Origin of the sequence: Flavobacterium rivuli WB 3.3-2 = DSM 21788 (assembly GCF_000378485.1) — a bacterium.
GTDB lineage: Bacteria > Bacteroidota > Bacteroidia > Flavobacteriales > Flavobacteriaceae > Flavobacterium > Flavobacterium rivuli.
On sequence record NZ_KB899969.1, the window covers coordinates 167,250 to 181,742 of the forward strand.

10 protein-coding genes and 1 tRNA gene are annotated in these 14,493 nt (G+C 40.4%); 8 read left to right on the forward strand and 3 right to left on the reverse strand.

The features are described from left to right. Positions 1–6 precede the first annotated feature (6 nt). From F565_RS0109605 to F565_RS22665, 4 genes are all read left to right on the forward strand, one after another. The gene (locus F565_RS0109605) at positions 7–438 is read left to right on the forward strand and encodes a hypothetical protein (protein WP_020213010.1); all 432 of its coding nucleotides are present in this window, start codon (positions 7–9) and stop codon (positions 436–438) included. 40 nt (positions 439–478) lie between these two features. Then, positions 479–820 (forward strand): hypothetical protein, encoded by a 342-nt coding sequence (locus tag F565_RS0109610; RefSeq protein WP_020213011.1) that lies wholly within the window; start codon positions 479–481, stop codon positions 818–820. Between the two features lie 111 nt (positions 821–931). After that, positions 932–1,327, forward strand: coding sequence for a hypothetical protein (locus F565_RS0109615; protein WP_231559609.1), 396 nt, complete (start codon positions 932–934; stop codon positions 1,325–1,327). Positions 1,328–1,594: 267 nt separating this feature from the next. Further along, positions 1,595–3,160 carry a recombinase family protein gene (locus tag F565_RS22665; RefSeq protein ID WP_081621332.1) on the forward strand — a complete coding sequence of 522 codons (1,566 nt, stop codon included), beginning with the start codon at positions 1,595–1,597 and terminating at the stop codon, positions 3,158–3,160. Here F565_RS22665 and F565_RS0109630 read toward each other — a convergent pair. From F565_RS0109630 to F565_RS0109640, 3 genes are all read right to left on the reverse strand, one after another. Further along, positions 3,123–3,194 (reverse strand) — tRNA-Arg (locus tag F565_RS0109630). The two genes, F565_RS22665 and F565_RS0109630, sit on opposite strands and share 38 nt — an antisense overlap. A gap of 113 nt (positions 3,195–3,307) precedes the next feature. Further along, positions 3,308–4,360 (reverse strand): glycosyltransferase family 9 protein, encoded by a 1,053-nt coding sequence (locus tag F565_RS0109635; protein ID WP_020213014.1) that lies wholly within the window; start codon positions 4,358–4,360, stop codon positions 3,308–3,310. A 110-nt stretch (positions 4,361–4,470) separates the two neighbouring features. Continuing rightward, complete coding sequence (locus F565_RS0109640) at positions 4,471–5,580, reverse strand: fatty acid desaturase family protein (RefSeq protein ID WP_020213015.1); 1,110 nt, start codon at positions 5,578–5,580, stop codon at positions 4,471–4,473. Between the two features lie 428 nt (positions 5,581–6,008). On the opposite strand from F565_RS0109640, the gene F565_RS0109645 reads away from it, so the two are divergent. The 4 genes from F565_RS0109645 to F565_RS0109670 all read left to right on the forward strand — a co-directional run bounded on the left by F565_RS0109645 (position 6,009) and on the right by F565_RS0109670 (position 14,444). After that, the gene (locus F565_RS0109645; protein ID WP_020213016.1) at positions 6,009–9,260 is read left to right on the forward strand and encodes a zinc-dependent metalloprotease; all 3,252 of its coding nucleotides are present in this window, start codon (positions 6,009–6,011) and stop codon (positions 9,258–9,260) included. A 351-nt stretch (positions 9,261–9,611) separates the two neighbouring features. Beyond that, complete coding sequence (locus tag F565_RS0109660) at positions 9,612–11,225, forward strand: DUF4139 domain-containing protein (RefSeq protein ID WP_020213019.1); 1,614 nt, start codon at positions 9,612–9,614, stop codon at positions 11,223–11,225. A 291-nt stretch (positions 11,226–11,516) separates the two neighbouring features. After that, the gene (locus tag F565_RS0109665; protein WP_020213020.1) at positions 11,517–12,884 is read left to right on the forward strand and encodes a PQQ-dependent sugar dehydrogenase; all 1,368 of its coding nucleotides are present in this window, start codon (positions 11,517–11,519) and stop codon (positions 12,882–12,884) included. A 204-nt stretch (positions 12,885–13,088) separates the two neighbouring features. Further along, positions 13,089–14,444: a PQQ-dependent sugar dehydrogenase gene (locus F565_RS0109670; protein WP_020213021.1), complete on the forward strand. Its 1,356-nt coding sequence runs from the start codon at positions 13,089–13,091 to the stop codon at positions 14,442–14,444. Positions 14,445–14,493 lie beyond the last annotated feature (49 nt).

Here is a 14,493-nt window from a genome sequence, read left to right on the forward strand (position 1 = left end):
CAAGAAGTGGAAAAGCTATTCAAGGAGGCTGTGGCGAACTGCTATGAAAAGGCAAAAATTCAAATGGAAAGTGAGGAAGCGGATGAGTCTGATAAAGTTTCTCATACCGATATAGAAAACTTTAAGGAAGAGGAAAAGCAGAAGGAACAAATTTCATATAAGCCAGTACTTCCCACGTATATGATGACTGACGATGGTAATTATACCTGCGAACTGAAATTTGATAATTATTTTGATTTGTTTGTAGTTATTGAAGACCTGATTGAAATATCACTACACACACTTTATAATTCAGGAACTGAAAACAGTGGTCAGATAAGACATCCAACCCAAAAACTTGTAAGTGTACTTGAGTTAGTAAAAAAATTGCTGCCCGGCGATACCGGACAGACACTTACTGAATTAAATGATTACCTAATTTCAAAACAGGATGCTTAAATTTAAAAGAAAGATGTAATCACACCAAATATTATAAATTATGGAAACAGATAAAATTAAAGAAGTCAATGACTTCGCTGATAAACTTGAAAAAGCTCAGCAATTCAATTTGTTTACTCACCGTTATAGAAAAGATAGCTTTGCTGCTGAATTGAGCTTTGCGGGCTATAATGACCTCATGTTAACAGTCATGGATATTATGAGAGTCTGTATGAGTGCGCTCGATGGGGAAGAACACCTGACCCAAACCTCTATGTCGGCATCAAGCATGAATATTTCGAATGTACTTGCAATTGCTGTGCAATTGATACCTCTTGAAGAAACACAGATACTGGATGAATGCTATAAACTTCATATAAAGCTAAAAGAAAAATCAGAATAAAATAAGTTGCTAACCACGTTCTATAACATCTTGCTTGCCGCCCTATCCTAGACAAATTTTGCGTAGGATAAATTAAAAAAGACTTCGTAAATTTATAAAAATAACTTTGGGTTGTTTAGACAAACTGCTGGGGCACAACTTAGGGCGCAATTTTTATTGCGCTTGCTGCGTGATTTATCACGCATTTTCTTTGTAGTACAATTATTAATGAAGAGGAAGATGAAAGAGATGAATGTACTTTGCGCTTTTTTTAAGGCTCAGCAAAAAGATGGCCGCATAGGGATAACCCATATTGCGCTTTTTGTTTCACTTATATATCACTGGTATATAGAGGGTAGTATAAATCCTCTATCTGCATTTAGCCGGGATATAATGAAAACTTCAAAAATAAAATCACATGTTACCTATTTTAGATGTATCAAGGAGCTAAGTGACTACGGGTATATTATCTATAAGCCATCATTTAAGAAAACACAAGCAAGCAAGATATATTTTATGGAAGAGTGAGTTAATTACATATCAGAAAAACAGGCCGTTACACGGTCTTTTTTCATTTAATGGGAACGGAGGTGAGCAATGGAAAATGAAAGAGACAAAATTACTCCTGAAATTGCTATGCAGATTCTCAGGAGAAAAGGACTAAATGTAACAAAGGAGCAGGCAGTAGCAGTACTCAGTTTTCTTTACCTGATCGCTGATATCGCTGTTACAAAATATTTAAAACTCCCACGTGAGTATTGAGGTTATTACAAACACAGATTAAAAAATTAAATTATGAGAAAAACAGATTTATACGTGCGCGTAAGCACAGATGAGCAAGCCGATAAAGGGTATTCACAACGTAATCAGGAAGAAGTATTAAGAAGGTACTGTGAGATTAATTCCATTCAGGTTCGTAATGTAATTTACGAAGATCATTCTGCTAAAACTTTTATCAGGCCAGAGTGGAAAAAACTGGAGACTAACCTAAAAAAATACATGAGTAAAATTGATTTGGTTTTATTTACCAAATGGGATAGGTTCAGCCGTAATGCGGGAGACGCTTACCAAATGATTAATAAATTAAGGTCATACGGCGTAGAACCACAGGCAATAGAGCAGCCATTAGACTTATCAGTACCTGAAAACAAAATGATGCTTGCTTTTTATCTTGCTGCTCCTGAAGTGGAAAATGACCGCAGGGCATTAAATACGTTCCACGGAATGCGAAGAGCTAAAAAAGAAGGGCGTTGCCTTGGCATTGCACCGTTAGGCTATAAAAATTTAAGAAGCGACGATGGAAAAAAATACATAGGAATTAAAGAACCGCAAGCTTCGCTTATAATTTGGGCATTTAAGGAGCTTGGCAAAGGGATTCTTGCTGCCGACCAAGTTCGCCAAGAAGTAAATCGGAAAGGCCTTGTTTGTAGCCGCGCCAATTTTTGGATGCTTGTCCGCAATCCGGTTTACTGTGGTAAAATCTTTATCCCAAAATATAAAGACGAAGATGCTCACTTCGTACCGGGTCTGCATGAGCCGCTTATTTCGGAACCACTATTTTATAAAGTACAGGATTTATTAGATGGTAAAAAGCGCAAAGAGAGAATAAGAACGACTATTGAAGTAAAAGAGAACTTTCCACTAAGAGGCTTTCTGGTTTGCCCTCATTGCGACCGTATGCTTACAGGGAGTGCATCTAAAGGCATGTATAGCCTTTATTACTACTACCATTGTGTTTCTCCATGTAAATTTAGATACAGGGCTGATAAGCTTAATGTGATTTTTGAGGAAGAACTGCAAAAATATATACCTCACCCTGCCATTGAAGATTTGTACAAGGTTATTCTAAACGATCTGTATAAGAGGCGCACCAGACAGCAGGAGAATGGGACAAAGGATATAGCCGAGCAAATTGATAAGCTAAACGCACGATTGTCTAAAGCAAGGGAGTTGTTATTATCTGAAACTATAGAGGGAAGGGAATATAAAGAGATTAAAACAGAATGCGAAAATAAGATCAACCGATTAGAAGCTGAGCTTTCTGAGGCATCTGGAAGACAAAACAATTCTCGAACTATATCGAACTTACTCAATGTCGCTGTAAATGTGCTATCTAGGCTCGATTTAATCTATAAAGAGGGTGATATTAGGAAGAAAAGAGAGATCATTAGTTCGATTTTTCCTGAAAAGATTTGTTTTGACGGAACTGAATATCGAACTTTTAGAGTGAACGAAGCGGCAAGGCTTATGTTTCTGTTTAACAGTGAGTTATGGAATAAAAAAAACCGGAAAAAAGATGATTTCTCACTCCTTTCCGGTCTTGTAGCCTCGCCAAGAATCGAACTTGGATCAAAAGTTTAGGAAACTCCCATTCTATCCGTTGAACTACGAAGCCATTATTTTCAGGGTGCAAATATAGTGAATAAAAATATATTTGTAAAGTATAATTTTAATTTTTTAAATGTGATGCTGCGGGCGAAATCCCTATGAATTTTTATGAGACTGTAACTAACTTGTTTTCAGTATGGCATTAATTGTATTTATTATATCGTCAATACCATTCTCGTTTGTATTAATGGCAATACTGCCGGAATTATAGGGCTCATATACCTTTTGGTTATTGCCCGAAAATAATCCCACTGTAGGTGTTTGCGATGCGCTTGCTAAATGCATAACACCGCTATCGGCACCCAAGAACACTTTAGTGTGTGCTAAAACTGCCCCCATTTCCCTGATGTCCATGCTATAAAAAGTAGGTGCTTTAAACCCTATTTGCGACACATTTTCTTTAGGCAGCAATTCTATAATGTTGTACCCGGGATATTCGGCAAGCATCCTTTGGTAAACAGGTTCCCACCATTCCGGCGGAAAACATTTGGCGCCCGTAGCATACGTAAAAACACAAATGGTTTCTTTATCGTTCTTTACAATGTTTTGCAATACGCGTTTACCGTTGGCAAGCTCATCTGTGCTTAGTTTAAGGTCTAATAAAGGTACCGGCCTGTCAGTTTCAGGAAAACCTAACTGGCTTATATAATGCCTGAAGTTGTATACGGCATACTTTGCCATGTGCCCATAATCAGGATGGCTTATAACGGCATCGGTAGCATCATCCCCAAAAAATTTATATTTAGCATTGGCAAATTGAACCGATAAGCGTCCGGATGACGAATGTTTTACCACATTAATGGCAATGTCGTAACGGTGTTTTTTTATAGATACCCATTTGCCTATGTATTTAAACAGGTCTTTAAAAGGCTTTCCGGGCAACTGTATTACAAAATTTACATTCTCGTAGTTTTTAAAAAGTATGGGTGCAAGGCCGCCTTTTACAAAAACATCTATAGTACAGTCAGGAAACGTTGCAGTAACTTCCTGTAATAAAGGTGTAATGAGCAGGAGGTTGCCCAGCCTTCCGTTAGGGCGGCTAATCAGTATACGTTTTATGGTAGCACCGGCAGGTAGTGGGCTGTATTGCTTTTGTGCCGAATTACCTATGTTTTTTGTTAAGCCTTGTGTAGCTTTTCTTCGTATTCTGTTTATACTTTTCGGAATCTTCATTCAGGCGGCCTGTTTATTAAATATCAGTCAAAAATATAATTTTAAGTCCTAATATACTGTATAGCACCATTAAAATATGCTTAAGAATGTAAAATCAGGCTTTTGTTGCGCTATGATGCCACCTTAACAACTACCGGAGCGGGAAGGTAAGCATCCTTGCCAAATTTTTTCAGCATCCGGTAATGCGACCTTAAGGCCGATGTAAATGTAGGGTTCTCATTGTAGGGTATGTTGAATTCCAGAGCTGTTTGCTTTACGATCTTACCAATGGCACCGTAATGTATATGGCATATTTTAGGGAACAGGTGGTGTTCTATCTGGCGGTTTAGCCCGCCTAAAAAGAAGGCGGCCAAACGGTTATGGGTAGCAAAATTTGCAGTAGTGCGCATCTGGTGTTCGGCCCATGCCTCTTCTATATTGCCATCGTCATTGGGCATAGGGAAATCAGTGCCCTCTACAACGTGTGCTAACTGGAACACTAATCCCATGGTAAAACCCTGAGCAAATTGTAATGCAAGGAAACCAATTATAAACTGCCACCATGTAATATTTAATACCAATAGTGGTAATGCTATAAACAAAAAGTAATACACAGCTTTGTAAAAAAACAGATTAAAATATTCGGCCTTTGGATGATTATTTACCTGTTGGCCCACTTTTGCCTGAAAGAATTTCTTATAATCTTTACGCAATGCCCATGATAATGATGCCAGTCCGTACAGGGGAAAAGCGTAAAGATGCTGGTAGCGCTGTGCCTTATTTACGGGTTCGTCGCCGCTAATACGAATAAGGCCGGGTGCAACGTCTATATCTTCGTCATGGCCGGGAATATTGGTGTAGGTATGGTGTACTACATTGTGGGTAATACTCCATACATAAGGGCTTGCGCCCAGTAAATTGAATATAAGCCCAAAACCTTTATTAATTTTTTTATCGGCCGAGAAAGAGCCATGTATAGCATCATGACACACGTTAAAGCCCACAAAGGCACTAAAAACGCCAAGCCCCATGGCTAAGCCCAGCATTGCCCAGGCATTAAAAAAGTTACTTATTATAAGCCCGTAAAGCAATGCAAATCCGGTAAGGAACACAGCAGTTTTAATCCACATGCTGCCATTGGCATTGCGCGACTGGCCACTTTCTTTAAAATACTGGTCTACGCGCAGGCGGGTAGTGGCCAAAAACTGGCACTTAGAGGTAGTGTTAAATTTACATTTCATAATAAAAGAGGATAGCTGCAACTTTTTTTCACTGTCCAATCTTATTATTTACGTTGGTTAGGTGGCTAAGGTTTTTATTTGGGCGAATGCCTTATAAGTAATGGAAACCTTTGTATGCTGAAGTATTAATATCAACGCAAAAGTAAACGAATTAGTATAAAAACAGTTAAGTATGCAATATTTAATTTAGATATATGAAAATAACGTGCCAAAAGACAGGAAAGGCTGTTTATTTAACGTTAGTGTAATGAATGGTTAGCCTCAAATAATTGTTGAAACTGTTGCCTGTAGTAGTTAAGTTGTCAGGTTTTCAATAATTTAATTATATTTCCGTTTAAAACATTCAACAATAGTTAAAGTATTGCGGGTGTTGAAAATATGTGCGTAATTGTGCCGTCCTAAATATAATACAACTACAACTACCCTGCATGAAAAAAACTTTACTTTCTCTTATTGCAATCTTATTGTGCTGTACTGCATATTCGCAGCAACAGCTTTGGCAATCTATCAGTAAAACAGATGTTGCCGCCTTGCCTAAAAATTTACGAGACAGCAACCCTACATCTTTTTTGCTGTATCACCTTAACCTTGATGCATTAAAAAGCCAGTTAGCAGGTGTGCCTTTGCGCGGTAGTGGTCAAACATCGGCTGTAATAATACCAATGCCCGATGCCGAAGGGAATGTGCTGCATTTTCGTGTATACAAAGCCCCGGTAATGCACAAAGGCCTTTCAGTTAAATACCCTGGTATAGAATCTTACGTGGGGCAGTGCATAGAGCAGCCAGCAAGTATACTCAGGTTTAGCACCACGCTTTTTGGCCTGCATGCTATGGCATTAACCACAAGCCACGGCACCTGGTATATAGACCCATACACTAAAGATGCCCAAAATTATATAGTATACAAACTTGCCGATTTGCAGACCAGTAAAACCTTTGCCTGCCATACGCATGATGAAGATAACGCTGCACGCAGGTTAGCACCCGCAATTATTCCGCAGGCATTGCCACAGGATAATGGTAATTATAGAACGTACCGTGTTGCCATTGCCACAACAGTAGAATATTCTGCTTTCCAGATAGAGCAGGCAGGTTTGCAAAACGGAACCTACGAACAAAAAATGGAAGCTGTACTGGCGGCCATTACCGTTACACTAACCCGTGTAAGCAGTATGTTCGAGCGCGATCTTTCGGTTTCGTTACAGCTTGTGCCTAATAACGACCTTGTTGTTTTTATAGACGAAGACGAACTTAATAACGAAGATGCCGGTGCTTTACTAAATGAAGGCAATGCAGTTATATATGCCGCCATTGGTGCAGAAAATTTTGATATGGGACACAGTTTTGGTACTGCAGGCGGCGGGCTTGCTGCCGGGGCCCCCTGTTCAGATTTTAAGGCGGGTGCCATGACGGGGCTGGGCTCTCCCGTGGGCGATGGTTTCGATATTAATTATGTAGCTCACGAAATGGGGCACCAGTTTGGTGCAGGCCATACCTTTAATATTTTGTGCGGCGGTAACCGTGCAGATGATCTTGCTTACGAACCAGGGAGTGGCACCACCATTATGGCTTATGCAGGTGTGTGCGATCCTAATATACAATATTTTAGCGATGCCCAATTTCATGCCATTAGCATAGAGCAAATGCGTTACCGTATAAATAACGAGAGTAACTGTGTGCCACTTGTACCTACAGGTAATATACCGCCTGTGGCAAATGCCGGTGCAAATTATGTAATACCCATGGGCACTGCTTTTATACTGGAAGGTACAGCTACCGATGCTAACAATGATGCATTAACCTACGACTGGGAACAAATGAACAAAGAGATAAGCGAGCAGCCACCTTTGCCTACTGCTACAGGCGGGCCTAACTTTCGTTCGCTGCCCATAAGCGATTCTCCCAACCGCTTTATGCCACGTATTGAGGATGTATTAGAGAACAACCTTTTTCCCACTTGGGAAGTTATACCTACCGTAGGCCGATCGTTGGATTTTGCTTTTACCGTACGCGATAACAACATCAATGGTGGCGAATCGGCTACCGATTATATGCATATAGATGTTATTCAGGCGGCAGGCCCTTTTGTGGTAACATCGCCCAATGCTGCTGTTACATGGCAGGCGGGTACTAACCACAATGTAACGTGGAATGTAGCCGGAACTACAGAGAATGGCGTTAACACCCCTTATGTAGACATTCTTCTTTCTACCGATGGTGGCTTTACCTATCCCGTAGTAGTTGCTGCCGGAGTGCCTAACGACGGGAGCGAGAGTATCATAGTCCCTAACCTGCCGGGACAGGGGCGTATTATGGTACGTGGGCACAACAATATCTTTTATGATATATCAAATACAAATTTTACCATTACGCCTGCAGGCAGCACATTTGTTGCAACTGTAAATGGTGCGCAAACAATAGAGGCCTGTAAAGGTGCTACTGTAACATACATGTTAGATTATGAGGTTATAAACGGTTTTACAGGCACTACATTATTTACCCTGGCAGATTACCCTTTAAACGCAACCGTTACATTTTCGCCAACATCGCTAAATGCCGATGGGCAGGTTGAGGTAACAATTAGTACTACCAATACTTCGCCTCCGGGGTTGTATGCTATGACGGTTACAATGACATCCGGTACAGAGGTAAAAAGGGCTACGCTACACCTTAACCTGCTAAGTACCGATTTTGCCCAGTTGCAATTGCTTACCCCCGAAAACGGCGCGAACACACTTCCTGCCGAAGTGAGTTTTGACTGGTCTAACGATGTTATTGCATCTTCATACCATTTACAGGTTGCTACAGATGCTGCTTTTAATACCATTGTAATAGATGTTGTAACACCGGTAAGTAATTACACTGCCACGCTTGCCGAAACGACTCATTATTACTGGAGGGTAGTAGGGGCTAATGCGGGTTGCGAGGGTACTTTTGGCAACAGCCATGATTTTACCACAGGCACGGCATTTTGCAATACTTATACTTCTGCCAATGTTCCATTGCCCATATCATGGGGGGATCCTTCTACTGCATCTACAACTATAGAAGTAGATGGCAATTTTACTTTACAGGACATACAGGTAAGCCTTAATATTACACATAGCTGGATAGGCGATATCGTGGCAACACTTATTAGCCCTGCGGGTACGCGTACACTCCTTTTTAGCAGGCAGTGTGGCGATGGCGATAACGCAGCCGTTACTTTTAGCGATGATGGTGCGCCGCTTACCTGCCAGGGTGGCGATGCCTCTGTAAGGGGTTTACTTGCGCCTGCCGAAACTTTAAGCCGGTTATTGCAGGAGCAGGTAAATGGCACGTGGACTTTACAGATAGATGACGAAGAAGGTGGCGATGGCGGCGAACTTACTGCCTGGAGCCTTAACCTGTGCGGCCTTGAAACTTATATTGCAGGCGTTGCCCAAAATAAAGCGATAAACTTTATGATTTATCCTAACCCAAACAACGGCAGTTTTAATGTACAGTACAATGCTGTTAGCAATGCCCCTACAGCTATAAGCGTTTACGATATGCGCGGCAGGATGATCTATAATCAGGACAATGCGCCATCGGCAGGGTTAGTGTCGCAGCCGGTACAACTAAGTGCACAGTCCGGGGTGTATATTGTAAATGTTATACAGGGCGTTAACAAAAGCTCTAAAAAAATAGTGGTGGAATAATTTAAGAGTCTGCAAGTTTACATGTCATATTTGAGTGAAGCTTAAGGCGGCCTCATCTTTTTGCGTTAAGCAAATTATAAGGTAAGGCGTTAAAAACATTTGGTGTTTGAGCGTAGCGAGTTCAAATGTTTTAGCCGAAGCGAAATAATTTGTAGCTAAAAAAGATGTAGCCTTGAATTTTTGTTTCTTTTGTTTCAAGACAAAAGAAAATAATAAAACTTTTATGGCCTTCCTTTAATTAGGGAAGGCCATTTAATGTTCAAAGTTTAAGTTTAAAAAATAATTTAATTCCCATCCCAACCTTTGCAGTAATAATATGCTCTTTATATAAAAAGATAAAATCTGATTTATATGAAGAGAGCATTCCTGTTGCTATTGCTGCTAAGCGGCATTGTAAACGCGCAAAAACCGGTCTTTACCACTGCTAAGGTAAAAGCTGCCACAGTATATTTTAATGCTGCCGAAATTACACAGGCAGCCACGGTAACGCTTCCTGCAGGCACATCTGAAATTGTGGTAAAAAACGTTGCTGATTATCTTAACGAGAATACAGTTCAAATAGGTGCGCCGGCATCGCTTACGGTATTATCGGTACAATTTACACGTGATTATATATCAGAATTTGAACCCGATGAAACTTCGCCACTTATTAAAAAAGTGAGGGACAGTATTAAACTGTTACAAAAGGAAATTCAAAAAACCGGGGTGCTTAAAAACTCGGAGTTAAAAACACTTGAACTATTAGATAAAAATACTGTAGTTGCAGGGCAAAATACGGGACTTAGCGTAGCGGAACTTATCAAGCTTGCCGATTATTCTAAAGCAAAGTATACCGAAACCATGACCGCCTATAATGCTTTCATTGATAGGGAACAAAAGCTTAATGAAATAATGTCGCGCCTAAACAGCCGACTGGAAACCAATACCAAACAGGCTGAGAAAACATCGGGTGGCAAACTGGTGCTCCAGGTAATGAACGAGCAGGCGGGAAGTGTTCCGTTAGATATTACCTACTTGTCGCCAAGCGCGTCATGGTCGCCATTTTACGACCTCAGGGCAGAGAATACATCGGGCCCTATAAACATGCTTTACAAAGCACAGGTAGTACAGCAAACCGGCATCGACTGGAAAAAAGTAAAACTAACCCTAAGTAGTGGTAACCCTAACCAGAACAACCAGGCACCAATACTTAGTGCGTGGTTCTTAAGGTTTGGAATTAATCCGGCTTTAGCATATTCTCCCGGTGCGGCAAATACTATTCGCATACGAGGCTTAAGCAGTTCCGGCTACAGCAGTAATGCAGTTGCTAAATCTGAAGTGTCTACTGTTAGCAACTATACCACCATCAACGAGAACCAGCTTTCGGTTTCGTTTGATATTGATATTCCGTACGATGTTTTATCTAACGGTAAACAGCACAGCGTGAGCCTTAAAGATATTAAGCTTCCCGCCACCTACAGGCATTATGCTGTACCAAAAGCAGACAAAGAAGCATTTCTTCTGGCTGAAATAAGTGACTATTCTAAATACAACCTGCTTAAAGGCGAAGCCAATATTATTTTTGAAGGCATGTATATAGGCAAAACCTTTATTGACCCCAACCAAACGTCGGACACGCTTAATCTTAGTATGGGTCGCGACAAAAAGATATCCATCAAGAGGGAAAAAGTGGTAGAGAAATCGGGCACAAAATTCCTGTCGTCTTATAAGGAACAAACGTTTACTTATGAAACCACCATTCGCAATAATAAAAAAGAGGCGGTGCAGCTTACTCTTAAGGACCAGTACCCTGTAAGTACAGATAAAGAAATTGAAGTGGAACTGTTGCAAAGTGATAAAGCTAAAGCTAATGCCGAAACAGGAGTGCTTACGTGGGAACTTAAACTGGCTCCCGGCGAGGCTAAGAAAGTGCGCATAAGTTATAAAGTTAAATACCCTAAAGACCGTAATATAGATAATTTGTAGAGGTTAATATTTGTAATGCAGCTGGCTCCCCTCTTGAGAGGGGTTGGGGGTATGTTGTTAATATGGCTGTCTAAAAAGTATTATTATGAGCTAAGTGTAACGGAGTCGAAGAATCTCGCATAACTTAAGAGATCCTTGCTTCGTCAGGATGACAAAATGCTTCTAAGCGCTTTTTAGGCAGCACTCTTATTTTGTGTATGGGTCTAATTAAAACTTAATAAAATGCTAATATTTCTTACAGTAGTACAATTGTTGTATAAATTTACCTAACAACTTATAAACCAATTTGCTATGAAACGAAAATTCCTATTACCATTTCTTTTATTTGGTTGTGCGGCTTTTGCACAAACTATAGCACCGGTACAATTTGCATCTGGCTTTAACGGCATTACAGAGATTGTACATGCCGGCACCAGCCGCCTTTATGTAGTGCAGCAGGAAGGCACAGTGCGCATGCTTGAAGCAGATGGCGCAATTGGCGAAATTCCGTTTTTAGATATTACCGATGTAGTTAATTACAACGGCGAGAGAGGTTTGCTTGGGCTGGCCTTTCACCCGCAGTATGTAACTAACGGTTATTTCTATGTGTACTATACAAATAGCACGGGAGATAATACGGTGGTAAGGTACACCCGCAGCACTGCAAATCCTGACGCGGCAGATACAACTACAGCATTACCAATTCTTACAATACCGCATCCGGGTAATACAAACCATAATGGAGGCTGTATGAGGTTTGGGCCTGACGGTTACCTGTACATATCATCTGGAGATGGTGGCGGTAGTGGCGATGTTAATGGTAATGCCCAAAATATTGATGTGCTTTTAGGCAAGATGCTGCGTATTGATGTAGATGTAGATGTCGAATATGGTATACCGGGTACTAACCCATTTCAAAGCGAAGATGGTGCTGATGAGGTTTGGGCTTACGGATTGCGTAATGCATGGAAATTTTCCTTTGGCAGGAGCGATGGCTCTATGTGGATAGCAGATGTGGGGCAGGGTGTTATAGAAGAAATAAACAAAGTAAACCCTGCAAATGCCGGTTTAAATTTTGGTTGGAGGTGTTATGAGGGTAATGAGGTTTATAACAATGCAGGATGTGCAGACAGTAACACATTAACTTTTCCGGTGGCAGAATATACCCATGCCGAAGGTGGCTGCTCTATAACAGGCGGCTATGTATATACAGGTACGGCATACCCTAACCTGCAGGGAAAATACTTTTTTGCCGATTATTGCAGTAATAAAATTGGTTGGGTTAATAGTACTACTCCCGGCGATATTACCTGGACTGAAGATTTTGAAGGCAATTTTACAACATTTGCCGAAGATGTAAATGGCGAACTTTACATTGCAGGTGGTACCAATGGTGTTATTTATAAAATTACCGATAGTACTGCTGGTATGGAGCAGTTTGCTAAATCAGGAATTTCAGTATATCCAAATCCTGCCCACAACGAAGTGTTTATAGACCTGAAAAATCAGGCTGTAACTGCACAGTTAACTGTTTTTGACCTGGGGGGTAAACGCCTTATACAACAAACAATTGCTCCAAATGTAAATAGTATAGATACGTCTGTTTTCCAGGCAGGTATTTATCTTCTTGAAATAAATGCATCGGGTAATAAAATCCAACAAAAACTTATTATTAATTAATTACAATATAGCAAAGTATAAAAATGGCGCCATATAATTGTGGCGCCATTTTTTATATTAATAAATCAACTATATGAGGAGCTTGCTGTTTTTACATGGGTAATTTACGGTTTTAACATTTTGGGCTGCTTATATCTCCTATATGACAAGGATTATAATAGTATATTTGCAAACTTTAAATAACCACTAATTAAACCTTTTACTTTGAAAAAAAGATTACTGTTACCCATCCTTTTATTGGGGTGTGCCGCTTTTGCACAAACCATAGAACTTGAAACTTTTGCAACAAATATTAGCAGTCCTGTCGAGATTGTAAATGCCGGAACCAACCAGATTTATGTTGCCGGACAAAATGGTGTTATTACACTACTGGAGGCCGACGGATCTGCTAATGCAATGCCATTTCTTAATATCTCCTCACTTATGCAGTTTGTGGGCGAACAAGGCCTGCTTGGCCTTGCCTTTCATCCGGATTATGCTACTAATGGATATTTTTATATAGATTATATTAATAACGAGGGTAATACAGTTGTGGCCCGTTATACCCGTGATGCAGCTAATCCAAATATTGCCGATCCTGACAGTGCGTTGTTAATATTGGGTATAACTCAGATAAATGGGCGTCACCAGGGCGGATGCCTACGTTTTGGGCCTGATGGTTATTTATACATTTCGAGTGGCGATAGTGGTGTGAGCGGTAATGGACAAAACGTTACTACTACGCTTGGTAAAATATTACGCATAGATGTTGATAATGGTACTCCTTACAGCATTCCTGCTACAAATCCATTTGCTAATACAGAGGGTGCAGATGAAATTTGGGCATATGGGCTACGTAATCCCTGGAAATTTTCATTTGATACTTCAGATAATTTATGGATAGCCGACGTAGGGGAAGGCCAGAATGAAGAAATTGATAAAGTAAGTGCAACAGAGGCAGGCATTAATTACGGCTGGACTTGTTATGAGGGTAACTCTGCATATGATAGTTCAGACGGATGCCCGGATGATAATACACTTACCTTTCCTTTTGTTCAATATACCCATGCTGAATCGGGGGGTTGTTCTATTACAGGAGGATATGTTTATAGTGGCACAGAATACCCTAACATGCAGGGTAAATACTTTTTTGCAGATTATTGCACTAATAAAATTGGCTGGATAAATACTGAGGCACCCGGAACTATAACATGGTCTGAAAGTTTTGCAGGTAATTTTACCACAATTGGGAAAGATGTTAACGGCGAACTTTACATAGGCGGTGGCAGTAACGGGACTATTTACAAAATTACCGATGCAACCGCAGGTATAGCTAAGGTTAGTGCATCCGGTGTAACTGTATATCCTAACCCTGCACATAATGAAGTGTTTGTTGATATGAAGAATACCGCTACAACTTCACAGGCAACAATATATGATCTTGGTGGAAAACGCCTTGCGCAGCAAACGCTTACTGCTAATTTAAACAGTATAGATACATCGGCTTTACAGGCAGGTATTTACCTTCTTGAAATAAATGTATCGGGTAATAAGACGCAGCAAAAGCTTATAATCAATTAAGCTATCACAACTATAAACAAGAAATGGCTCCGTAATTGCGGAGCCATTT

Coding starts and splice junctions, on each gene's coding strand:
- F565_RS0109610 (WP_020213011.1), top strand. CDS start 479: ATGGAAACAGATAAAATTAAAGAAGTCAATGACTTCGCTGATAAACTT.
- F565_RS0109665 (WP_020213020.1), top strand. CDS start 11,517: ATGAAACGAAAATTCCTATTACCATTTCTTTTATTTGGTTGTGCGGCT.
- F565_RS22665 (WP_081621332.1), top strand. CDS start 1,595: ATGAGAAAAACAGATTTATACGTGCGCGTAAGCACAGATGAGCAAGCC.
- F565_RS0109640 (WP_020213015.1), bottom strand. CDS start 5,580: ATGAAATGTAAATTTAACACTACCTCTAAGTGCCAGTTTTTGGCCACT.
- F565_RS0109645 (WP_020213016.1), top strand. CDS start 6,009: ATGAAAAAAACTTTACTTTCTCTTATTGCAATCTTATTGTGCTGTACT.
- F565_RS0109660 (WP_020213019.1), top strand. CDS start 9,612: ATGAAGAGAGCATTCCTGTTGCTATTGCTGCTAAGCGGCATTGTAAAC.
- F565_RS0109635 (WP_020213014.1), bottom strand. CDS start 4,360: ATGAAGATTCCGAAAAGTATAAACAGAATACGAAGAAAAGCTACACAA.